The organism is Fluviispira vulneris (assembly GCF_014281055.1).
Taxonomy (GTDB): domain Bacteria; phylum Bdellovibrionota_B; class Oligoflexia; order Silvanigrellales; family Silvanigrellaceae; genus Silvanigrella; species Silvanigrella vulneris.
Genome location: NZ_JACRSE010000002.1, coordinates 248184 through 271439 on the forward strand (window position 1 = coordinate 248184; position 23256 = coordinate 271439).

At 32.8% G+C, this 23256-nt stretch carries 20 protein-coding genes; 5 read left to right on the forward strand and 15 right to left on the reverse strand.

From position 1 onward, the window contains the following. Positions 1-654: a hypothetical protein gene (locus tag H7355_RS04940; protein ID WP_186645608.1), complete on the forward strand. Its 654-nt coding sequence runs from the start codon at positions 1-3 to the stop codon at positions 652-654. Next, complete coding sequence (locus H7355_RS04945; protein WP_186645609.1) at positions 655-1590, forward strand: hypothetical protein; 936 nt, start codon at positions 655-657, stop codon at positions 1588-1590. A 14-nt stretch (positions 1591-1604) separates the two neighbouring features. Here the strand turns inward: H7355_RS04945 and H7355_RS04950 are convergent, their stop codons facing one another. From H7355_RS04950 to H7355_RS04970, 5 genes are all read right to left on the reverse strand, one after another. Continuing rightward, positions 1605-2804 (reverse strand): hypothetical protein, encoded by a 1200-nt coding sequence (locus H7355_RS04950; protein ID WP_186645610.1) that lies wholly within the window; start codon positions 2802-2804, stop codon positions 1605-1607. Positions 2805-2940: 136 nt separating this feature from the next. Further along, positions 2941-3948: a 1-aminocyclopropane-1-carboxylate deaminase gene (locus tag H7355_RS04955; protein WP_186645611.1), complete on the reverse strand. Its 1008-nt coding sequence runs from the start codon at positions 3946-3948 to the stop codon at positions 2941-2943. Positions 3949-3959: 11 nt separating this feature from the next. Beyond that, positions 3960-6422 (reverse strand): hypothetical protein, encoded by a 2463-nt coding sequence (locus H7355_RS04960; RefSeq protein WP_186645612.1) that lies wholly within the window; start codon positions 6420-6422, stop codon positions 3960-3962. Continuing rightward, on the reverse strand, positions 6403-9948 hold the full coding sequence (gene mfd, locus H7355_RS04965; RefSeq protein WP_186645613.1) for a transcription-repair coupling factor: 3546 nt from the start codon (positions 9946-9948) through the stop codon (positions 6403-6405). Before mfd ends, H7355_RS04960 begins: the two co-directional genes overlap by 20 nt. 40 nt (positions 9949-9988) lie before the next feature. After that, positions 9989-11017, reverse strand: coding sequence for an NAD(P)H-dependent glycerol-3-phosphate dehydrogenase (locus H7355_RS04970; protein WP_186645614.1), 1029 nt, complete (start codon positions 11015-11017; stop codon positions 9989-9991). 231 nt (positions 11018-11248) lie between these two features. On the opposite strand from H7355_RS04970, the gene H7355_RS04975 reads away from it, so the two are divergent. Both H7355_RS04975 and H7355_RS04980 read left to right on the forward strand, forming a co-directional pair. Beyond that, a complete protein-coding gene (locus tag H7355_RS04975; RefSeq protein WP_186645615.1) occupies positions 11249-12217 on the forward strand; it encodes an AAA family ATPase in 969 nt (322 codons plus the stop codon). Continuing rightward, the gene (locus H7355_RS04980; protein ID WP_186645616.1) at positions 12217-12735 is read left to right on the forward strand and encodes an HAD family hydrolase; all 519 of its coding nucleotides are present in this window, start codon (positions 12217-12219) and stop codon (positions 12733-12735) included. Before H7355_RS04975 ends, H7355_RS04980 begins: the two co-directional genes overlap by 1 nt. Here H7355_RS04980 and H7355_RS04985 read toward each other — a convergent pair. Then, entirely contained in the window at positions 12712-13779 is a 1068-nt protein-coding gene (locus tag H7355_RS04985) for a hypothetical protein (protein ID WP_186645617.1), read from the reverse strand. The genes H7355_RS04980 and H7355_RS04985 overlap by 24 nt on opposite strands. 138 nt (positions 13780-13917) lie before the next feature. On the opposite strand from H7355_RS04985, the gene H7355_RS04990 reads away from it, so the two are divergent. Then, positions 13918-14529 carry a helix-turn-helix domain-containing protein gene (locus H7355_RS04990; protein WP_186645618.1) on the forward strand — a complete coding sequence of 204 codons (612 nt, stop codon included), beginning with the start codon at positions 13918-13920 and terminating at the stop codon, positions 14527-14529. Between the two features lie 11 nt (positions 14530-14540). On the opposite strand, the gene H7355_RS04995 is transcribed toward H7355_RS04990, so the two are convergent. The 9 genes from H7355_RS04995 to H7355_RS05035 form a co-directional block, all read right to left on the reverse strand. Next, positions 14541-16115 carry an ATP-binding cassette domain-containing protein gene (locus tag H7355_RS04995; protein WP_186645619.1) on the reverse strand — a complete coding sequence of 525 codons (1575 nt, stop codon included), beginning with the start codon at positions 16113-16115 and terminating at the stop codon, positions 14541-14543. A 25-nt stretch (positions 16116-16140) separates the two neighbouring features. Further along, entirely contained in the window at positions 16141-17085 is a 945-nt protein-coding gene (locus tag H7355_RS05000) for an ATP-binding cassette domain-containing protein (protein WP_186645620.1), read from the reverse strand. A gap of 38 nt (positions 17086-17123) precedes the next feature. Beyond that, on the reverse strand, positions 17124-17885 hold the full coding sequence (locus tag H7355_RS05005) for a hypothetical protein (RefSeq protein WP_186645621.1): 762 nt from the start codon (positions 17883-17885) through the stop codon (positions 17124-17126). Position 17886: 1 nt separating this feature from the next. Further along, positions 17887-18240: a hypothetical protein gene (locus H7355_RS05010; protein WP_186645622.1), complete on the reverse strand. Its 354-nt coding sequence runs from the start codon at positions 18238-18240 to the stop codon at positions 17887-17889. Positions 18241-18462: 222 nt separating this feature from the next. After that, a complete protein-coding gene (locus H7355_RS05015; RefSeq protein WP_186645623.1) occupies positions 18463-19488 on the reverse strand; it encodes a hypothetical protein in 1026 nt (341 codons plus the stop codon). After that, positions 19489-20523 carry an NAD(P)-dependent oxidoreductase gene (locus H7355_RS05020; RefSeq protein ID WP_186645624.1) on the reverse strand — a complete coding sequence of 345 codons (1035 nt, stop codon included), beginning with the start codon at positions 20521-20523 and terminating at the stop codon, positions 19489-19491. It lies immediately after the preceding gene. After that, positions 20447-20671, reverse strand: a complete 225-nt coding sequence (locus H7355_RS05025; protein ID WP_186645625.1) for a hypothetical protein — start codon at positions 20669-20671, stop codon at positions 20447-20449. The genes H7355_RS05020 and H7355_RS05025 overlap by 77 nt, the downstream gene beginning before the upstream one ends. A gap of 115 nt (positions 20672-20786) precedes the next feature. Next, positions 20787-22457: a SpoIIE family protein phosphatase gene (locus H7355_RS05030; protein WP_186645626.1), complete on the reverse strand. Its 1671-nt coding sequence runs from the start codon at positions 22455-22457 to the stop codon at positions 20787-20789. A gap of 68 nt (positions 22458-22525) precedes the next feature. Next, the gene (locus H7355_RS05035; RefSeq protein WP_186645627.1) at positions 22526-23221 is read right to left on the reverse strand and encodes a class II aldolase/adducin family protein; all 696 of its coding nucleotides are present in this window, start codon (positions 23219-23221) and stop codon (positions 22526-22528) included. Positions 23222-23256 lie beyond the last annotated feature (35 nt).

The following is a 23256-nucleotide window of genomic DNA, read 5'->3' on the forward strand; positions in this document are numbered from 1 at the left end:
ATGTCCCAATATTCAGAAGAAATTTCAAGAATTTTATCGAATGCAAAAGTATTTGTTTTTGGGGAAAATAATTCTCGCCTAGAGTATGCAATTGAGTATTTTTATAAACTTAATCATGAACGTAGAATAATAATAATTATATCAGCAATAGTATCTGCTGTATTGTTTCTTTTATTTATGCTAATTTTCTATTTTTTAGGAATGTATTTTTTGCAAAGTAATTTAAATAAAGCTTATTCTAATACAATAGCTTTAAATAATTTAAAACCATCCTATATGGCTGTCCAAGAAAAGTTTTTAGTATTGGTCAATAATTTAAAAAATGATAATGCAAATATTTCATTAGCAAATATCTTAGAGACGACAGCTAAGGAAAAAGGATTACAAGCAACAGGATTTCCAGATAAACCAATTTCTTCTCAGTTACCAAGTCAAAGTCCTTTTGCGGATCAATTTAAAAAAGTATCTATCGATTTTAAAATAACAAATGTGAGCTTAAAAAAATTGATGGAATATATAAATGCAATAGAGGATCTACCAAATAAATTTGTGGTCTCAAAATTAGATGTGCAATCTTTGACAGATGCAAAATTATATTTTGATGTATCAATTACTGTAGATGGAGTAATTCCATCTCTAAAGCAAGAGTTATAAATGAAAAAGAAGAATTTAATTAAAATTATTGCTTTAGGTGTTCTATTTTTTTTAGTTTTGATATATAAAAATTTTCCTTATGATTTAATAAAAGATAATATTAATAAAGAAATAAATAAAGCAATTCAAAAAGAGCGTATTCCATTAATTGTTAATATTGGCAGTTTGAAACCATATTGGATAACTGGTGTTGAACTGAATAATATAGAAATTAGAAATGCATTAGACAGTGCATCACCGCTACTTTTAGATGAAGTGATAGTTAAATTTTCGCTTTTGCCTCTTCTAATAGGGAATATTTCTACTGATATTATAGTTCATCAAGTGGGTGGGACTGTTTATTCAAGTGCGAGTGTCTCACTGATTGATGCTTTTTCAGGTATTTTGACCTTAAAAAGTGTAGATATTTTTTTAACTCGTTTTCCTCTTGGGGGCATTTTTTCTCAGTTTTTAGGGGTTATTCGATCAAGTAATAAAACTGAATATGCTGTACTCACTCCAGTTATTTCTAAAACAACGTTAGGTGGTAGTGCAAATGGAAAAATAAAATATCGTGAGAATTATGGGAAAATAAATATTACTTTGGAAAAAGCTTTTTTAAATATAAGCAACGAGACGTTAAATATTCCTAAACAGGATTTTAGTAAAGCTGAATTTGGTTTAAAATGGGATGGAAAACGTTATGTTATAGATAATAGTTCAGAATTAAATGCACAAAACTTTTCTGTAAAAGCAGGAGGTTTTTGGGAAGCATCGAAAAATCCAGCAGATCCTGCTCACATTAATTTAGAGTTCAAAATCAATATGTCTGGAGTGATTGAAAAAGATTTTGGATTTTTAATTCCTCAATTCTTAAATTGTTCACCCACTTCACTTATCAATGGCAAGATGAATATTTCACTTGTAGGAGATGCGAACAATTTTGCTTGTCATTAATTAAATTATTAAGATTATAAGACTTTAAAATCAGTGTTATTTGTAATAATTTCTCTTGATAGTGAACAGTTTTTATTTTTTTCTTCAATAGTTTTTTTGAATAATTTCAGAATTGAAATATCTTGATTATTTGAAAGCGAAGCATTGAGAAGACCTATTTTAGAGTCAGAAACTATGACAGAGTTGGTGATTCTATTTTTTGGAAAGATAAATATATTTTGAAAAGTTAATGCTATATTTTTTGAGAAACCAATAGTATTTCCTGTCTCACAATTTCTAATTTTAAAAGGTAATAATCCTGTTATTCTTATAGCATTTTCTTGTATATAATCAAAATGAATTGATAAACAACCGCTATCATTATTGGAGAATGAGTGCATATAGTTTTCTTCGGAAACAGCTTTTATAAAAATAAAAGCCCACCCTGCTACAAGTGCTCCTTGGTGAGCATAAGATTCAATAAAGTTTAAAGCATTTTGATTCGTAATTTTTTCATTCTTAAGATCAATTAAGAATTTTTTATAAATCAAATCGGAGTTTTGACTATAACTTTCATAGTTAAATTGCTTTTTGTTTATAAAAATCGACATTCTTGTTAAATCTTTAGTTACTTGCTCTTTATCAGCTTTCGATAGAGTTTTTAATAAATAACGAATAGAATGAGGAGATAATATAAACATATCATTTTTATGGTTAAAAATATAGCCTGGATGTATTTCTAATGGGTTTCTTTTGTATTGCAATAAGAATTTATCAAGGTTATCAAAGTATTGTTTACTAATTGATTTATAGTTTGTTGAAGAACCAAAAATACCAAAATTTTTAGAAGATATAAATTCTTTTAACTTCAAAGATTTTTTAAAGTCATTGATATAGTTTGTGATTGTGGTTTTATTGTTTTGGAAATGAATTTCTTCTTTAATTGTTTCAAAATATTTTTTATACTTCATAAATAAGAAAATACTTTCAAAATTAATTTTATCTAAAGTATTCATAGACTCTAGGTAATAGACAGTTGAAATAGCATATATAGCGCTGCGTGAAATACACGTTTTAAAAATAGAACTTTGCTTATCTAATTGCTGATAAACTTTTTTATTAAAAATCGTTTCTTTAACAATGGGGCCTTTTTTATCGAAAGTATAACTCGATGGCAATGAAAGACTAGATAAAAATTCTACTTTAATATTAGATTCTTCTGTTTTACTATGCATAATATTTCTCATTTAATATAAATGAAAGGAAAAAAAATAACTTTACGATCTGGAGATTAATTCGGATTCTAGAAATAATCAAGTAATAATTTAATTATGTATTTCTGGGTTTTAAAGTATGATTTTAATAGATTTTTTATATAATTTGACTTAATTTTTCAGAAAATCCAAATAAACTCAGGCTTCCGCCTGAGTGAATTAATAATATATTTCCTGATATATTTTTGTTTTTTATTATATTATCAGCGGTAATAAATAGTTTTGCGCTATAAATAGGATCGGTTAAGATTCCATCCATTTGCGCAGTTATTTTAATATGATTAAAAATGCTGTTATTCACAGAACCAAAAGATTTGGCTGTACTTGGAAAATAAAACACAAAAGGTATTAAAAATTCGATCTTGCAATTTATTTCCTTTTCAAATTTATTCTTAAAGGAATTTAGAGATAACTTAAATTCTTCTTCATTTCCAGCGACAAGAATTATGTGAATATTTTTTTTAATTTTTAAAAATGATAAACATAAAATCAATGCAATTGAGCTCAATCCTGTGCCTGCATCGATAACGATATCATTAAAATCTATCTGATTCTCTTTCTCATTGCGTAAGATATCGAGAGCGAGCGAGCAAGCGCCGGGAAAAGCTTCATACATATTTGCTCCTTCTTCGATATATCCAACCTGAATTCCTTTTTTTAAACGCGATTCTTTATAAGTGTTAATCAAATTCTCTTTATAGTTAAGTTCTTCCTTATTGTGCCAATGAATCGAGTTTTTTTCTAGAAATAAAGAGCTTAGAAGATAGTTTCCTATCAATTGATGCTTATTTTTTGTATCAAAAAAGACAATTGGTTTTATCCCACTTTCAATAAGCAATTGCACAGCTGATAAAACATTATTGGAGAACGCTCCTCCCCAAACTATAACTTCTTGGAAATTTTTATTCATTAAGTTAGGTATCAAGCTCAAGTATTTTCGGATTTTTGTCCCACTTACCCCAAATCCAAGTTCGTCCTCTCGCTTTACAAAAATACCATTTTCTTTATTTTGGATTGATCTGAGTTTGTGAATTCGCGAGGTTTTAGGATAATCCATCATAGGAAATGAATTTAAATAATTTACTAATATTTCATAATTTTTCATGATATTTTCTATTAAAAAATGCCTGTTACAAGAAGAGCAAAGCCGGGTCGACTGACATTGCTTGGTCCAGGAAAAACAATATCATATTCGTAGGAGAGATTTAAAGTTCCGATCAGCCAATCAAGGAAAAAATAATTTACAGATGCCGTGGGTATAAATTTATAATAACTTTCCAATGGATTGAGAAAGACATATAGAAAATCAAAAGTATTACTCAATTTAAAGCTTGTTTTTGAATCATAAGCATATGTAGCACTTGGAGTTGCTATTGCTTCTATTGTATGTCCAACTGATGATGTAGTATTAAACATAACTTGTTCTTGCCCTTGTAAGGCTAGATCCCATTTAAATACACCATAATTGCCAAAGCTCATATTGTAGTACTGATTGTATATAAGTCCACTTTTTTGATACAATGTACTTCGAGTTGATATATCTATTTGTATACCCATATTAAGTTCAAGATCCTTGTAATTTATACCAAAGAGAAAGTATTGTGTATCAAAGCTATTATCTACAAAAATTGTTCCAGCTGTTTGGTAAAGACGATATCCTTCTTTTTCTTTTTTACCATCTATTTCTAAATAGTTTCGATTTGTTTCATAAACACTTCCTTCTATAATAAGTGTATCTAAGTTAGAAAATGTCGAAGTTAAATTTTTTACGTAGAATGCTTTACCTCCACCGCCGAGAAACCAACCGGCTTCTTCACTGGTTTTACTTGTGTCATAGCTATAAATCCCACCGGCTACTGTTCTCCAACTGGATTGAGAAGAGTATTGAGATGGGAGAGATTGATTCTGTGCAACTGAAAGTACATTTCCATCATATTGAATGCCAATAGGAACAATAAGATTCCAAGGTTTATCTACATTGATTTTTTTTAAGAATTCAGCTGCAGACTGTCTGAGTGCTGGATCTAAATCATTATCCCAAACAGCGCTTTTAAAAGCCAGTTTCGCATCTTGTAACATATTCTTAAAGTAATATGCGACACCAACATAATATTCATATTCATGGTTCAATTTTTCATCGTAAGTAAAGTTTTTCTTAGCTATTAGCAATTCATTGAGTGCTTCCGTATATTTTTTTTCATCTAAATAAATTAATCCCATTTGCCAGTGTGCATAGGGTAATTTAGGGTCCAATTTTAGCGCCATTAAAAAATATTTTTTTGCTTCAAAAGTTTGAAATAATCCTTTTTTAGCAAAGCCAAAATAATATGGTAACAGAGCATTTTGAGAAAAGTCTCCTTGGTATGGAGCTAGTAAATTTAAAAGCTCAAAATACTCTTCGTTTTGTGCTAAGATGGCTGCTTTTTCTAAAACTTCATTTAAGTTTGAATCATTAACTGCGAGCTTTCTTGCCTCGAGTTCATCGGGTGTAGTGGTAAATGCGAGAAAATTATCGATGACAGCTGTTTTGGGGGAACTCACTGGTAAGAGTTTTCCATTACCATAAATAATTAATTCCATCCCAGAGCCTAAATAAATATTTTTATATTTTTCTTTTGCTTGTTCTGGTAAATTTGATACATTAGGAATTATTTTTATGACCCCTCCAATACTTATTACCCGTGTGTAGTAATCACCTTTTTTATCGCTCTCTCGCGTAATGAGTGCATCAGCGCCGCGTGGAATATTAAGTTGCGCTTCATTTGTCAAAATAATCATTTTTGTACTGAAATCTTTTGTTTTATCGTCAGTGTCGTATAAGTTACCTGAGGCTTTTGTTCTAATACTTCCAAAATTTAATTCTGCAACTCGAGAATTTTCATCTTCATTTTCTTCATGGAGAGATAAACGTGTTGATGGGAGTAAAAACCATGCTCCAGATTCAGAATCTGTTATGCGAAGAGCATCAACATTGTCTGTTTCAAAATAACCAAGATTCCATGAAAATTTCCTAGGTACTTTACCAATGTAAAGCATGTAATCATTTTGAATAAGTGTGCCTTTGCCAAATAACGAAACAACACTTTGACTTGAAAAATTAGGAGGATTTTGTGTGTCTTTGGGAATTGAGTTTTGTTTTAAATAAGCGACTTCTTTATTCCACTTTTCAGAGTCAAACCCTTGTTTAGTATGCATTTTAAATTCATAGGAGTAAGTGGTTCCTCCATAATTATTTGCAGTAATAATAAAAAGGACTGGAGTTAATTCTTTAAATTCTTTTTCTTTTAAAAGAATTTCGCAAGTTATACCTGAGCATATTTTTTTGTTATTCAATATCCAACTAATTGATGAATTTTTTGAGGATGCATCTTCAGCTAACGTTACTTTCAATGGTATTGGTGAATCATAAGCAGCATAAATCTTAATAGGTGGCCCCGATTGAAGGCGGGGCAAAAAATTTTCAGTGAGAGAAGATGGAAGTTGAGCGTTCGATTTTAAAGTAAAACAAATAAATAGAAAATATATAAATAGAATATAGTTACGCTTTGAAAAACTAAACCTATGATGACAATCCTTCATATGCTTCTCCAGCAAGGAGACTCAAAATTCTTTTAAGCTCAGATATTGAACCTTGTTTGTCCTGAATAAAGTTTTTCTTGCGAATAGCAAAAATTAGTTTTCCATCTGGTGTGATCCGCATGCCTTTTGTTTTTCGATTGCACACGTCTAAAATACGTTTCACAAGTTCTTCGCTTGCTTCATCCGAAGAGTCAGGTTGCAATACACCTTTATCAAGGCGCATTTCTGTGAAATCTTCTCCTACTGTGAGAGAAAGACATCCAATTAAAAGCAACCATCTCCGAATACGAGCAAGTTCAGCCAGATTTTTTACTTCTTCAGGCAGAGGTCCAAATCGATCTTCGCATTCTGTGATTAGGTTTTGCAATGCGTTTTCCAAGCGAGCACCAAAAAAACGACGGTATGTTCTCAAGCGTTCTTTAGAATTAACTATATAATTTTCAGGAATTTGGGCTGTAAGAGGAATCGATATTTCTACATCCGTTACTTTTGTTACTTTAATTCCGCCTAAAGTTTTTATTGCGTCATCTAGCATTTGAAGATATGTTTCAAGGCCGATATCACTAACTTTGCCGCTTTGTTCATCACCTAATATATTACCAGAGCCGCGCATTTCCATATCATGACTTGCAATGACAAAACCACTGCCCAGTTCTTGGTGTTCTTTTAATATATTGAGTCTTTTTACCCCTTCATCATCATCGTGCGCATTTTGAGAAGTTAATAAATAAGCATATCCCCGAGTGGAACGTCTTCCTACGCGTCCCCGCAATTGATAAAGTTGGGCAAGGCCAAAGTGATCTGCATTTTGCACAATGATTGTATTTACATTGGGCATATCAATACCTGATTCTATTATCGTGGTGCATAGTAATATATTAAATTTTCCATCTAAAAAGTTGATTATTGTCTCTTCCAACTCTTTTTGGCTCATTTTTCCATGACCAATACAAATCTTTGCTTGAGGTAATAATTTCTGTAAATATTTCTGCACAGTCTCTAATTCTTCAACTCGATTGTGTACATAGAATATTTGTCCACCGCGATTTAATTCAAATAAAATACTGTCAACAATAGTAGACTCTTCAAAAGGACAAACAAATGTTTTTGTTGCGAGTCGTGATTTTGGTGGTGTTGTTAATAAACTTAAGTCACGCAAACCTACCATAGACATCTGCAGAGTTCTCGGAATAGGTGTAGCTGTCATAGTGAGGACATCGATTCCATAAGACATACTTTTAATTTTTTCTTTTTGCAGAACACCAAAACGTTGTTCTTCATCCACAATGAGTAAACCAAGATCGCGAAAATCGATATCTTTTGATAATATTCTATGTGTCCCAATTAAAATATCGATCTCACCTTTTTTTATTTTTGTGAGTACTTTTTGAGTCGAAGTTATAGATCGATCGAGGACTTCTATATTTACGCCAAAATCATGAAAACGTTCTTTTAGAGAGCGAAAGTGTTGATGAGCAAGAACAGTGGTTGGTACAAGCCATGCAACTTGTTTGCCATCGAGTATGCAGCGATATGCTGCACGCATAGCCACTTCTGTCTTCCCAAAACCCACATCTCCACACAAAAGACGATCCATTGCTTTTGCTTTGCCCATGTCGAACATAATTTCTTTTATTGCACGGATTTGATCGATGGTTTCGTCATATGGAAATGCATCTTCAAACGCAATATAATCCTCATCTATTGCAGCAAATGCATGGCCTGGAGTCATACTTCTTCGCGCTTGATGCTCCATGAGTTCTTTAGCAAGTTTCTCAACATCGACTTTGGCTTTTTGCTTTCTTTTCTCCCAAGAAGTTCCTTTGAGAGTATCGAGCGAAGTGCTGTCAGACGAACCAATATATTTTTGAATTAAATTTAATTTATGGACAGGTACATATATTTTATCATTTCCGGCATATTCTAGTGCTAAAAAATCACCCGTAATATCTAATATTTTAATCGTCATTAAACCGCGAAAGCGAGCAATACCATGTTGGACATGCACAATTAAATCGCCTTCAATAAAATCTGAAAATTGAGCTGACAAAAATGCTTCAGAATTTGATTTTTGTGTAGATTCAGTGTCTTCTTCATGAAAATTTTCAAATTTTTCTGCACTTGCAATTCCACGCAACCAAGTTTCTGAGAGAGCAAGTGTTTCACTCTTTGGTAAATAAAATCCTCCTGACGTATTGAGAATACAACAGTGAATATTTTTTGTGATCTCTTGTGCGATTAATTTCTGCGCATTTATCTCTTTAGTAGTGAAAGGCTGAATAGAATTATTAATTGAAATTGCAGAAAAATCAGGAATATATTTCGCAGCAATTCCTGCAAATTCAATAAATGTTTCATTTGAGTTTGCTAGTAACAATATATTTTTTATTTTATTATTTTCATTTAAAATAATATCTTTTATTTTTTCGATTCGAGCTGAAAATTTTTGTTTTTCCAAAGGTTTTAAATCTTTTACGATTTCCTCGGGTAATCTATATGAACTTTGTCTTTGTTTTTCATCATGAATCATTTTTTTTGCATGATCGATATTCGGAAAAATAGCATCAATTTTTCCGACGGGATAGTTTTTTCCAACCGCGGAATTGAACGAATTTTCGTATAGTTTTTCGATTTCCAAAATAGCTTTGTTTAAATTTTCATTTGTGTCCATCAACTCAAGCGAAATTTCTCTGTTTCTTTCTTTTGCATATGAAAATATGGAGTTATGAAACGAAAATAATGTATTGTTTGGAGTGAACATGTAAAAAACATCATCGATCCCAGGAAACTGAATATTAGCACGTAAATCTTCGAGTAAATTGGCTCTACCAACTCCCATGACTTTTTGAGCTAAAATGGCATGGTTGAATTTTTCAATGGCATTTTCGAGTTGACTTGGAAAAGGCCATACAAATTCTCTTGATGGGAGTAATACAAGTTTTTCTAAAGTTTGGAAAGAACGTTGATCCGATGCTCTAAAGGATCGAATTTTATCGACAGAGTCTCCAAATATTTCTATGCGAGAAGGGGTTTTTTCCCCAGGTGTCCAGAAATCGACAATGGATCCCCTGACACAAAATTCACCTACTTCTTCAACCCTTTGCACTTCTAAATAAGCCAATCGAGAAAGCTGTTCAATCAATAAATCAGGGTCGAGATCATCTCCGATTTTAATTTCAAATTTATTTTCTTGTATCCATTTAAAATTTGGAAAATTTCTAAGGTAACCAGCTAAGCTACAAATGAGAATTCTTGGAAAATGCTTGCCTATTGAATATGATGCAGCAATTCTTTTGGCAATGATTTTACGTGATGATTCAAAACGGAAAACTCCCGCTTGAAAATATCCAGGTATATGTAATATGTCTTTATCTGAAAAAATATCTGCAGTGAATTGGCGAAGTGTTTCTTCAATTTTTTGCGCTTCAGATTCAGTATTTACTATAATAATTTTTGATGAATTGGGAGAAATCATAAGTTGAGCTATGATTTCTACTAAAACAGGCTCGAGGGAAAAAAGATTCATAAATTAGGATGTCCTCGTTTTCCAAATTTCTGATTAATAATTATTTCCATTTAAATTCGCTTCCCTGTTCTCTTTCAATAAGTAAGTTAACAGCTTTTTTAATAGGCATGTCTTCATAAATTACTTTATATACAGTGTTTAATATTGAAGCTTCAATTCCAAGCTTTTGGCAAAGTTCATGCGCACTTTGGGCTGTTGTAATTCCTTCAATAACTTGCCCCATGGAATTGAAAATACTTTCTTTTGTTTCACCACGTGCCATCCGAAAACCAAATTGACGATTGCGCGAAAGATCGCCTGTGCAGGTTAAAATAAGATCGCCAACACCACTTAAACCTAAAAATGTCATGGGGTCTGCACCCATTTTCACACCCACTTTGGCAATTTCTGAAAGTCCCCGTGTGATGACTGCCGCCCTTGCATTGTAGCCAAGTTCTAGGCCATCAACTGCTCCTGCAACCATTGCGATCACATTTTTTAAAGCCCCAGCAATTTCAACGCCAATAATGTCTTCGGAATCATAAATTCTAAAATAGGAACTGTGTAAAATCTGTGCGGCAACATTGAGTAGTGCTTTATTTTTTGAAGATACTACAACACAAGTTGGTAAACCTAAAAGCATTTCTTTGGCAAAACTTGGGCCACTTAAGCTACCTACATTCGCTTTGTCTTTCCAAAAATTTTCTAATATTTGATAAGGAAGGTGCAGTGTTTTTTGTTCAATCCCTTTTGCTGCAGATATAAGATTGAGTTTTGGAAAGTTTTTAATATTTTTTTTATTACGAATTTTTAGCCATTTCTTCATCATCCATTCGGAAACGTTCGTTAAACTTTGGCATGGTATTGCTAAAATAATGAGATTAAATTCGCTAAAATCTGTTGCAAAATCTTCAAATGATATAAGCTCACAAAATTTTAACGTTTCATGCTTTTTTAAATTTTCAAAATTTTTGTCATAGCGAGCGATTACAGTCACCGCATTATTTTCGTTTTGCACACACGCTGCAATTGCAGTGCCGAAAGCTCCTGCCCCAACGACGAGTGTTTTTGTTTTAATCTCTGCGCTCATTGAAGGTTGTCTCCTCTATAAGATCCTCGTGTATGAACTACCTTTATTTTTTAAAGATGTGAAGGACAAAAATATCTCTCATATATCTATAAAATTTTAATATTATGGGTGACACAAGCTTTTATTAAAAGTGGTGCTTTATTTGTATAAATTATATGAGCTCTTTCCCTTTTCATTGCAAAGAGATAAGCTTTTATAATGTAATTCCCTCATATGAAAGGGGCGGAAGATATGTCAAATTTTCAAGATATTGCTCAAGCTTCAACAAAATTATGTGATTTGCTCAACAGCAAAATTTTTGGTCAAAAAGAAATTGTTGAGCAAATCGTATTAACGATTCTTTGCAATGGTCATGCACTTTTAACAGGGGCTCCAGGTGTGGCGAAAACCACATTAGTGCGGAACTTGGCTAAAGCATTGGGCTCTGGCTATAAAAGAATTCAATTTACCCCCGATCTGACTCCGTTCGATATCTTAGGCGGTTATACAATACAATTTGATGAAAAAGATCCTAATCTTAAGAAAATAGGTTTTTCACCCGGACCCATTTTTGCTCCGTTTATCCTTGCCGATGAAATCAATCGTGCTTCGCCAAGGACTCAATCTGCATTATTAGAGGCAATGCAAGAACGTCAGGTCAGTATAGAAGGTGTTTCGAGACCATTGCCGAAACCATTTTTTGTTTTTGCTACGCAAAATCCAATTGAAAATGAAGGAACTTTTCCTCTTCCTGAGGCACAATTGGATAGATTTTTATTAAACTTGGAAATTCCTTACCCAGATCTAGAAGCTGAAGTAAAAATCGCCACCCTTTCACAGATGGAAAGTGACCTTGAACCTATCCCTTTTGCTGCAATTTTGTTAGAGGCAAGACGTGTTATTGAAAGTGTTCCAATCAAAGAGGATCTTTTACAGGGTATTGTCCGCATTGTCAGAAACACACGGCCGCATGAATCAAAACTGTCAGTGGCTCGAGATTATCTTGAATTTGGTGCGAGTCCGCGAGCCACTCAAGCTTTGTTGATTGCTAGCAAAGCTCTTGCAGTTATCCGTGGACAATCTGAAGTTCAATTTGACAATGTCAATGAAATAGCTCCGGCTGTTTTACGGCATCGATGCATAGTGAATTTTAGATCTCTGGCGGAAAAAAGAAGTGTTTCTAATATCGTTAATCAAATAGTTCAGGAAACGGTCTTGTAATGAATCTAACAGAAAATAAAAATAATACTGAGTATGCAGTTTTTGTCGATGCGTCTGGGACTATATTAGGAGGATCCCAGACAGGTGCTTTGGGTGTAGAACTTTATCCAGACTCTATTAAGCTTTTAAATGCTATGCGTGCAAGGAATATTAACGGAATTAATATAAAAACAGGACTTATTACCAATTGGGGTAAAAAAATAAATGCAATGCTAAAAGCATTGAATGTTATGGATTGTTTTGATGTTGTCATCAGTTCTGATTCCGTAGCAAAAGGTAAGCCAGACTCTGAAACATTTCACTATGCTTGCTCACTCGTTGAAGTTGAACCAAAGAACGCTATTCATATTGGCGACTCTTTGTTTGACGATGCGCTGGGTGCGCAGAACGCAGGGTTGCACGGTATTTGGCTGCGACGCACGCCATATTCAAATAAAGATTCCAAAACATTAAAACATCCCATTTTTAGTAATCTAAATGAGGTTTTATTGTATTTAGAGACTATTATTAGAAAGTAATTTGTTATTTTCAATTATTATATTACGTTTTGAAGAAACTGTATTATCTATATTTGGGATAATCTCATTGCCCCAATAAATTTTTATTTTCCCACTCAATGCATCTTTTGGCACTGTTACGTTAACTAAGTCGAGTGGATAGCCATTTGGACTTTGCAGTGTTTTTAATGCATACGATGTTTTGACTGGATTCAATGCGCCATTAAAATAAATATATCTTCGTGAAATATTATGACCAATAAGAGTTATGACTTCTTTATTTTTAGCTTTTTTAGGAATTTTTTCTATCCAAGTGTTTAAAGCTTTATGCCTCCATCCTGCTGTAAATTTATTTTTATTGGAATCTAATTTATTCCAAAAGCCATTTGCACAATCATTTTTATTCATTAATTTATAAACAACGACGCCAGCATTCTTACCTTCAGTTCCTTTATGGCATTGACCGTGAGGAGTCATTTTTTCACAAGCCCAAGCAGTGGATTGAATAGCAATGCATTGCTTCGGATCGAGAACTGCAAGAGCATGACCTGGGAATGCAAGAATATCGCCCGTCCTTGGGGCAAAGCCGTTTTTATAGCGCTTTAGTGGTACAAAATTTTTGAGTTCCGCATTTGTCCTTCTTTTAGCAAAGGTTTCACTCAGAATTGCTGAATTTTTGTATTTTGAATTATAAGGTAAATTCATTTCGCCTGCAAAGAGATGCCAAAGAAATCGTGTGCAATCAACTCCATTTTTTCGCATATAATTATATTTATTATCTGCTCTTAAATAATTTCGATCCCAATTCGCATTGAGCTTTTGCGAGGGATATGGAATTCCTTTTGTGAATATGTTTTTTTTAATATCTTGCGAATAACTCAGAAATTTTCTAACTTCAGGTGAAGGGTTTTCTGTATAAAGGGAATACCATGCTACAGAAACATTTTTTGGATCGGCATAATCACCAAAATATGTTCTTCGCAGAGAAGAAGATTTCTGTGACATGCATCCTGAAAGTGTAAAACTGATTAATCCTAAAGTTATATAGGTGATTTTTGTTTTCATGGCCGCATTCCTTGTTGTCATCTTCAACATAATCAATATATATCTTTCACGGGCAGTTTTAATTTTGCGTGCTGCAAAATCTGCCTGTTAAATTAGAAACACAAACCCTAAAGCTGTGGTTTTTGGAGTGTCTAGCTTATGTCGAAAAACATAGATTCAGATAAATCTGAGAGTTTTGGTCAATATATTGCAATTCATATGAAATCATATCGTCGTGAGTATGGCCTGAGCCAAGAACAACTCTCAGAAAGATCAGGAGTTCCTCGTAGCACAATTGCCAGTTTAGAGCGAGGAGAGGGAAATCCAACTTTACAGGTACTCATTGGTATTGCACAAGGACTGGGCGTTGAGATGGCATCTCTCCTGCAAAAACCGGTTCCAACTGCTGTATTGCGCAAGAAAAAAGACTTTACAAAAGTAACAAAAAAATTAATTGAGTCCAATGAGTCAGCAGCTAAAACAGTTGATATAATGTTATTAACTCCAGAAAATTCTCGTTACCTTATATTGCAAGAATATATTTTAAACGAGGGTGAGCGATTTCCGGGTTCACCACACACACCTGGCACGGAAGAGTATTTTTATTGTCAGGAGGGTTCTTTTGAAATCATGGTTGAAAGCGAATACTTTATAGTTGAAGAAGGCGATCTTCTTTGCTTTGATGGTCATCAAAAGCATGCCTATGCTTGTTGTCTTGGCTTTAAAAGATCGAAGGGCTTGAGTATCGTTGTGCAGGTTCCTAAGTTTTGATTTTCCAGATTTTATAATCTTATAATATTATCAAAATGACTTTGAATGGCTGGATTGTGTGAGATAGCAATAATTGTTGTATATTTAAAATTCTCAATTATATTTTTAATAAGCTTATTTTCATAGTCTTCTTCTAAATCAGCAGTTGCTTCATCTAAAATTAATACATCGGGTTTTGCAATCAAGGCACGCGCTATGGATATTTTTTGCGCTGTTTCACGGTTGTAGGAATGCGTTTGAGAATTGGATTGCAAATCGATAGATAATTTTTTGGATATCATTTCTAAATCTTCATTTTTATAAATATTTAAAAAATCAATATTTTCTTTGCAGTTTCCTAAAAGAAGGGGAGGCTGTTGCTGGACATAGGAGATTTTAAGATCAGGTTTTAGAAAGCGGATATGACCTTTTGTGGGATATATTTCTTGAATAAGGAGTTTGATAAGAGTTGATTTCCCTGCTCCAGACTTACCAAAAATAAGGGTTTTAGAGTTTTTTAAAATTGAAAAATTAAAATCGTTGAGGATGGATTTTTTGCTGTTCATATAAGCGAAATAGATCCTCTCAAACTCAATAATGGCTTTCGGATCGTTCACGGTATAAACAATATTATTATCATTGCGTGCAATTTCGGTTTCTGTCACTTTATTCATATTATCAAAAGAAACAGCTTGTGCTTCAAAGGTATTGAGCATGCGAATGATTTCGGAAAGGTATTGTGATATTTGTGCAAGTAAAGTAAAAATAAGACAGAATATCGTCTCACTTATGTAATTCATTTTTATAGAAACTAAAAGAGCAGTGCTTATTATAAATTGTAAAAAATTGCTATAAATAAAAATATGAGTTGAAAACCATCTGTTGAGATTAATTCTTAGATAGAATGAACTTTGTACTTTTTTGAAATATTCGTTGAATTTATCTTCAAACTGCAAAAAATATTTTTTGTGCAAAATAAGTTCTGACAAGTGGTTTATTTGATGTGTATATGCGGAAAATTCCGTTTTATATTCTAGATTAAACTTCTTTGAATAGTACGCTGGCGAACGATAGGAAGCTTGTAATTTATTATAGATAAACAAAACCAATACGAAAAAAAGTATCATAATAGGTATGCTATATGAGACAAAAATGAAAATAATTGCTGTTTCTACAAAAAGAAAGAAAAATCTTTGGTAGGATTCTGAAATTTCAAGATCAATGATTTTTTGATCTTTTAAAAAGATTGTTTTTATATAAGAGATATCAAAATTATTTATCTTGAATAAAAGCGACTCTAAGTTCATATTATGAATGGTGTTAGCTGCTTCAATACTTATTTTTTTCCAGCTAATTTCTAGAAATAAATTGAACAGGATTGTGCCGAGCATAAGACTGAGTGTGACAATAGGAATTAAAATGGTTGCACTTTTGCTGTCTGAAAAATCTAAGAGCAGAGAGGTTTGAATATAGGGAAAAATAAAAGTTATGAACGTCATTAAAAATATAGAAATTGTAAATATTTTATGCCATATACCTTTCCCCAATAAGAAACATGTCCAAAGTTTGAGTTGCTGGAATGTTTGAGAGAAATCATTCGTAGCCAATAATTTTTCCTGCGTTTTTTGTTTTTTATTTTTTTGATGATTTATTATTAATTTTTCTGAGTTTTTCTGAGTTTTTCTCTGAAATATTCGATAAAATTTTGTTTGCGTTTTTCTGATTTAAAATATTTAAGATGTGGGTGCTTTCTTTATAATCCGAATTTTTTATAGTTTTTATTTTTTCTAAATTCCCGTTCTCAGAAAAACTATATAAACTATTGCAGATATCTTCACTCAACATTTTAGAGACAATAAAGATAGAGACGTTTTTTGGGAAATAAGAGGGAATATTTTCAAATATTTCAAGGGCAAAAGTATCTGGAATCGCATTGAGAGGTTCATAGAGAACAAATATTTCTGCCTCAGACAACAGAGCTCTGATAAAAAGCAACCTCTGCCTCTGTCCCCCAGAAAGGTTGGTCCCATTGTCAGTGAGTTCAAGCGCCAAAAACTGGGGGCATTCATTGATGGATTCCACAAGCTTAAATTCCATTAAGTAATAGTTGATTCTATCGAGATCATTTTTTTCACCTATAAATAAGTTATCCAATACTGAGCCAGCAACAAAGGGATTGGCTGTCGTATTCACATAAATATTTTCGTTTTTTAGAGACAATTGAGTAGAAAATAATCTAAGAATTTCATTTATTTTATCTTCATTATGCAAAATAATTTTATGCAGTCCTGGTTCTAGCGTGTGAAGAAAGTTTTTATCACTCTCTTTTTTTTCTAAAAAAAAGGAATCAATCCTTTTACAAGAAATCCATGCGGTCATAAGTAAATTCACCTGATTCGAAAACTTTGCACAGGTTTCTTTTAGCAGTTGACAGATTAAGATTGTGCCCACTATAATTTCTGGCGATAATTCTTTATAAATAAAATAATAAATTAAAACCCCAGCGGTGACTGAGATTAAAATAGATGAATTGACAATCACTTTTGTGATCGCTACTAAAGAAAATTGTTTATACAAGAACTTCGCTTCTGTAGCTCTTAAAGCTAATATATTTTCTAAGCTTTTTTTAGCCAATTGTATATAAACAGTGTCGATTTATTTTCATAATAATTGGCAATTAATTTTACTCTTTCTTTACGGGTCAACTCGACTTTTTCTATATGCTCTTTGTTTTTAATCGAAAAATTTCCAGCATATATTGCAATGGCAAAAATAAGAATAATAGGGATAAAGCCAAGATGGCCTAAATAATAAAAAAGCAAAAGGGTACAGAGCAAAAATTGTGTACATGTTTTGATAAATTCTGGGATACTTTGACCCAAGTTTGCAATGTTTTCACTGTCAATCGTCACTGCATAAGGAAACGAGTCAATATTGTGATAAAAATTATTTTTATTTTTAAAAAAGTTAAAACTCAGCCTGTTCAGCCATATTTGATAGAGTTTTAAGTTTTCTTTCATGTAAATTTGAAAAAGAAAGCTGAATGATATATTTGCAACCATATAAAATAATAATATATAAAATATCTGGTTAAAATTTTCATTTATTTTGTTCAATGATGCAATAAATTGAGTTGAAATAAATGGAATTGCTGCCGCTAAAAGAGCAATAAAAATAGCCATTGCGCAAACTGTCATAAAAAGTTTAAAGTCACTTGCGATAAGATTTTTCAGCACTTTTGTCTTTGCTGTAAATTCCTTTTTATGTCCATCATTCCAATAGGTCTTTGGCAGTTCGTGGAAATCTTCCTCTGTCAGTGTACCCTTTTTTGCTTTTTTAATAATTTTTGCGCCATCGCGAAAGAGTAAGTGAATCATGTTATAGTGCACTTAGATTTTTATCGTTCATCGTGACAGTGTGACATATGTATGCAGGCGCGTTCTCTTTCTGTGCTTTAAAATATTCGTGATCAAAAACCAATTTCGTCAAAGGCAATTGCGCAATGTCAGAAAATGCACGGTAGCGTTCAACACGGCTGAGCTTGAATTCGACTTCAGGTCCATTTATTGGTTTCATTCTGCCAGTCGTGCCAACAGAAAAGTCTCCAAAGAGTTTGACCCATTTGAGTTCAGTGTCCCAACTGGGCCATGCTGAAGTGTCCTGCCACAGAGCCCAAATTTGTTCGGGTGTGGCTTCTGTTGAAACATTTTCGCTGTAAGTCCATTTAAACATTTTAGCACTCCTGTATAGAAATTTATTTCGCTAAAATAATAAAAACAAAAATATTTGTCAAATTAAGTTTTTATTTTATTTAATATGATAAATTTAATTTTACGATTTAAATTTTTAAAATAAATACTGTATTTTATATAATAAATAATATTATTATATGGTATTCAATTTATAATCTTGTACTTGGGGGTTTTATTATAGCCAATTAATGGATTGTTTGCTTTATTTCAAACTCACTCTCTTCAAAGTCAACCCTCTTCGCTCAATAACTAAAACATTACTCGACTCCACAGTTTCACATATATTTGGACGACCTGTTCCCCAGAAAATTTTTAATTTACCCGATTGAGCATCTTTTGGGACAGTCACGTGTACAGTTTGCATTCCTGTTTTTTTATTGTTGCTTTTTAAAGTTGTACGAACTGGATAAGAACTTCCATTAAAATAAATATATTTACCAACTAAGTTTTTACCGGTTAAATTGATTCTTTTTTGTCTGTATGCGCTTTGTGGCATTTTTTCTATCCAAGTGTTGAAAGCACGGTGGCGCCAAGCAACTGTAAACTTATTGCGCTCAGCATCCATCCCTTTCCAAAGTCCATTTGAACAAAATCTTTTCGATGCCAATTTATAAATTGCAACGCCTGCGTAAAGCCCTTTTTCCGATTCCACGCAGTGGCCATTTTCAATATTTTTACAGACCCAATTGCTTGATTGAATAGAAATGCAATTTTCAGGATCTAAGACAGCAATGGCATGGCCTGGGAATGCAAGAATATCTCCGGTTTGAGGGCGAAAGCCATGTTGTGAACTTGGAATCCGCACAAAGTTTTTAAGTTGTTTTGCATTGATAGGATTTATATCTGCAAAAGTGTGGCTGATGATAGGCGCTTCGGGATACAAAGAATTATAAGGTAAATTCAGCATATTTATAAATATATAGCGGAGCAAACGCGTACAATCGACTCCATTTTTGCGCATAAATTTAAATTTATCAATTGAAGCTAAATAATTCCGTTCCCATTTTTGCGAGATATTTTCATAGGGAATGCCTTTATAAAGGAGGCGATCATGAATTATTTTCGCAGACTCAACAAATTCTTTGCGGACCGTAGAGTTATTTTTCTCTTTTAATTTTTCCCACTCGACTTCGGTGCCTAAGGGGAAGGGAGCTTTGGCTGGGGCGGAAACTGCAAAATAAAAAGCTGAAAAACCAATAGCACATACTAAAAATCGCACACAATTCATTTAATTTACTTGAAAGAGCAAGACTCCTGTTTCATGCTTTTCGTACCTTTCAATATAATGGGATTTTATCGCTTCAAAAACTCTTTCCCCCATGGCGCGCCTCGTTTCAACCGTAGCGCTACCCAAGTGAGGAAGAACAAAAAGATTTTTTGCTTTTTGAAGTTCTAATGACATATTAGGTTCGTTACAAAAGACATCGAGTCCTGCCCCAGCTAGGTGATCCGAGTTGAGGGCGTCCGCAAGGGCTTGCTCATCAATAAGCTCACCACGGGCGGTATTTATAACGAATGACCCAGGTTTTATCATTGAAATGCGCTGAGAATTCAACCAATATTTTGAACTGTCCGTGAGTGGACAGTTTAAGGACAGCACGTCGACGGTGGCAAGAAAGTCTTTTTCATTTAATCTTTTAATATCATTTGGATTATTTTTGTTTTCAGACCAGCTGTCGCTTTTTAAAGCCACACATTTCATACCAAGGGCTTGCGCCCGTTTAGCAAAAGCTTGGCCAATTTTGCCATTACCCACTATCCCAAGGGTCTTGTTTTGTATGCTGTGACCGAGCATAAAAGAGGGGCTCCAGCCAGGATATTTGCCCTTTTCATTCATCATAGTATATCCTTCCGCAATTCTGCGCGTGATACAAAGAAGTAAAGTGAGGGCAATATCTGCGGTGGCTTCGGTTAATATTCCAGGTGTGTTTGTAACCCGTATACCTATTTCTTTTGCAAAATTGATATCGATATTATTAAAACCAACTCCGAAGTTTGCGATGTGATTTAATTCTGGCAGGCATTTTTTTAAATTTAAAATTTCTTTTTTATCGATATGATCAACTATACATGTGACAAGAGTTGATATTTCTAAGTTGTGTTCATTTTGCTTTTGCAGGAATATATTCAATCGCTCGGAAATGCTTTTATTTTCGGGCTCCGGTAATATTTTACCGATTATCTGGTCATTGTAATTTAAAGGAAGTCCAGGAAATTCCTGGGTTGCTATATATTGAAAAATCTTGTTTTTGAGTGAATTCATTTTTACTATCTCTGAAAATGAGCTCTTCGAGCTGTGCATAACGAATATCTTCTTCTGTCACAGGAGGATTCAATTCAATCTCAAGAAAGTCAATATCTGAATTTTTAAAATCTGTGTCGCAAATTTGCAAATCAAGTTCTTCAATCATGATCGATTCTCCTATGCGTAATTGCCCTCTTTGAAGTATCGATAGATTTGGCTATGGGTAGATAGGCAAGAATGTCTTAATAGTAATTTTTGCCTATATGATAGGCAAAAAAGTTCTATGAAACTATTTTGAGATTTTTATTTGGATTGGGATAAATCAATTTGTCTTTTTCAAAATACTTCAACATCTCATGGGTATAAGTCGTGTCTTTATCGGCACACATTTTACAACAAACAAAAGTAACATCATCATCGAATTCTTCGTTTTCTGCAAAAGAATTTAAATCATTTACTATTGTATCTATCATTTCTGATGTATTTTTAAATTCTTTGCTGACGAGTGCTTTTCTCAATCTTCTATCTGAATAAAGTTGTTTATTTTTGTTTTTAGCATCAACAATTCCATCAGAATAAATAAATAATATATCACCTGCACTGAATTTATGACTGCTAATTTCAAAAATATTATCTTTTTCAAAATCATTAATATATCCTAAACGTTTGCCATTGATAACCAAAGAACTCGCCTTTATATTATTTTTCTCCTTATCTTTATTGATGAGAAAGGGAAAGTTATGCGCAGCATTGGCAAAAATGATAATTTCAGCATGAGGATCAATAATAGCTGCAAACATTGTCATGAAATGATCTTTATCTCCGCTGTGTCGCACAACAATATCAAGTTCTTCTAGAATTTTTGCAGGATTTATTTCATTTTTTGAGTAGATAGAGTCACAATATCCCTTTACAGCTGCTGTCAGCATTCCACTTGGGGTGCCATGACCTGTTACGTCTCCAAGCATAATTAAAATCTTATTATGAGCTAAAGGATAAAAGTGCCACCAGTCCCCTCCACACTCCGATGCTGCTTGAAAAAAACTTGAAATTTCAAAATATCCAACTCGTAGATTCTTTGCATTTGGAATAAGAGATTCTTGCACTATCCGAGCCATTTCAAGTTCATTGGTCATTCTCTGTTGTTCTTTTTGTTCATCGATAAATTTAATAATTTGTACGACCATGTGATTAAAGTTATTTATAAGGCTATCGATTTCGTCTTCTCCAAAAACACTCATTCTTTTTTTAGTTTGAATAAACTCATTTTGGGCAATTTTTAAACTGGATTTTTCGAGATCAGTTAATGGAAGAATTATAAGTTGACGAATATAAAGAAAACTTGTTATAAGAATAACTGCACCAAGTATAAAAGATAGAAAAATCGATTTATTTATTGTTTTATTTATTGCTTCTGAAATATTTTTTGTAGAGTAAGTCATAATAAAATAACCTATTTTGAATGCAGATACTTTCCTAATATGGTTTTCCTTTGAATATAGGACTGTAGTGATAATTACTTTCTCTTCATTTATGAGTCTTTTTTCATATATTCTGTTATTACTTTTGTTATTTAATTCAATTATTTCGTTTTCGTTAAAAAAATTGTTTAAGGTATAGTTTTTTACATCAGTTTCTCTATCAAGAAATGAAAAAATATTTTCATTTTCATCTAAGACAATGACTGAATCAACAATTGGGTTTTTAAGTATTTGTTTCAAAGCAGTTTCAACCAAAGTCTTATCAAGGCCCCAAATTCCATTTTCTATGATTGGAACTGCAGAAGTAAAAGCAGATTGAGTGTTCGTTTTGGCTTCTAATTCCATGGCGTGTCGAATGGATTTAATATCAAAAAAAGTATAAATTCCTATAACAAAATAAATAATGAAAATAAGACTTGTTGCTATTTTTACAGTCAATGGAATTTTTATTGTTCTGAATTTAGAAACCAAAAATTCTACCCCATGGCTTTATAATTTTAGAAATAAATTTCTGCCATGAAGTTTTCGGTTTTTAGATATTATTTCTTTAGGTTTTGAGCGAGATGAAGTATTGTTTCTAGGCGTATTTCCGCTTGAGAAATTGAATTGCCAAAACAATAAATCCCATGCTTCTCCAAGACAAAAGCTGTGAAAGTTGAGGGCGTTTTAGTTTTAATAAAATTTTCTTCAATTACATTTGAAAGCAATGACATATCCTGATGATTTTCAATTATGGGAAGAAAAAAATCTTCCGTATGAGATTTAAAGCCAAGGGCTTTTAGCAGTTCATGTCCTTTGATTCTAAGAAAACCATATTTTAAATCATCTTGCTTTTGCTTTATAATTTGTGAAAACTCGTTGCATTCTAAATTAAAAATATCAAGTTCGGGCGCATGACAGTGCAGCACTGCATTGGCAGAGTCAAAATTCTTATAAATCAAAGCATGTAAAAGTGTTTCATCGCTCGGTTTAGGAGAAAGAGGGTGCAAAGGATTGCCACCCAGATCTGTACGGATGAAATGGCTTGGGTTTAGGTTCCTTTTGTGCAGACCAGATTTAGTAATGAGAAATTCATTGGGCTTCGATCTTAAACTAAAATTGCTACTCGTAGCAGGGATTGCCTTGCGTTCATCTAAACGAGTTACAACTTTGCATAAAGAATTTAATTCATAATTTTCTTTTAATGACAAAGGAAAAAAAGAAGCATCCTTAATATATTTTTGCAATGTTTTCATAATAATTCCTAGGAAAATGCGTGATAGAATATAAA

Excerpts from the sequence above, each read along its gene's own strand:
- H7355_RS04940 (WP_186645608.1), top strand. The coding sequence starts at position 1 with ATGTCCCAATATTCAGAAGAAATTTCAAGAATTTTATCGAATGCAAAA.
- H7355_RS04945 (WP_186645609.1), top strand. The coding sequence starts at position 655 with ATGAAAAAGAAGAATTTAATTAAAATTATTGCTTTAGGTGTTCTATTT.
- H7355_RS04950 (WP_186645610.1), bottom strand. The coding sequence starts at position 2,804 with ATGCATAGTAAAACAGAAGAATCTAATATTAAAGTAGAATTTTTATCT.
- H7355_RS04955 (WP_186645611.1), bottom strand. The coding sequence starts at position 3,948 with ATGAAAAATTATGAAATATTAGTAAATTATTTAAATTCATTTCCTATG.
- H7355_RS04960 (WP_186645612.1), bottom strand. The coding sequence starts at position 6,422 with ATGAAGGATTGTCATCATAGGTTTAGTTTTTCAAAGCGTAACTATATT.
- mfd (WP_186645613.1), bottom strand. The coding sequence starts at position 9,948 with ATGAATCTTTTTTCCCTCGAGCCTGTTTTAGTAGAAATCATAGCTCAA.
- H7355_RS04970 (WP_186645614.1), bottom strand. The coding sequence starts at position 11,017 with ATGAGCGCAGAGATTAAAACAAAAACACTCGTCGTTGGGGCAGGAGCT.
- H7355_RS04975 (WP_186645615.1), top strand. The coding sequence starts at position 11,249 with ATGTCAAATTTTCAAGATATTGCTCAAGCTTCAACAAAATTATGTGAT.
- H7355_RS04980 (WP_186645616.1), top strand. The coding sequence starts at position 12,217 with ATGAATCTAACAGAAAATAAAAATAATACTGAGTATGCAGTTTTTGTC.
- H7355_RS04985 (WP_186645617.1), bottom strand. The coding sequence starts at position 13,779 with ATGAAAACAAAAATCACCTATATAACTTTAGGATTAATCAGTTTTACA.
- H7355_RS04990 (WP_186645618.1), top strand. The coding sequence starts at position 13,918 with ATGTCGAAAAACATAGATTCAGATAAATCTGAGAGTTTTGGTCAATAT.
- H7355_RS05005 (WP_186645621.1), bottom strand. The coding sequence starts at position 17,885 with ATGATTCACTTACTCTTTCGCGATGGCGCAAAAATTATTAAAAAAGCA.
- H7355_RS05010 (WP_186645622.1), bottom strand. The coding sequence starts at position 18,240 with ATGTTTAAATGGACTTACAGCGAAAATGTTTCAACAGAAGCCACACCC.
- H7355_RS05015 (WP_186645623.1), bottom strand. The coding sequence starts at position 19,488 with ATGAATTGTGTGCGATTTTTAGTATGTGCTATTGGTTTTTCAGCTTTT.
- H7355_RS05020 (WP_186645624.1), bottom strand. The coding sequence starts at position 20,523 with ATGAATTCACTCAAAAACAAGATTTTTCAATATATAGCAACCCAGGAA.
- H7355_RS05025 (WP_186645625.1), bottom strand. The coding sequence starts at position 20,671 with ATGATTGAAGAACTTGATTTGCAAATTTGCGACACAGATTTTAAAAAT.
- H7355_RS05035 (WP_186645627.1), bottom strand. The coding sequence starts at position 23,221 with ATGAAAACATTGCAAAAATATATTAAGGATGCTTCTTTTTTTCCTTTG.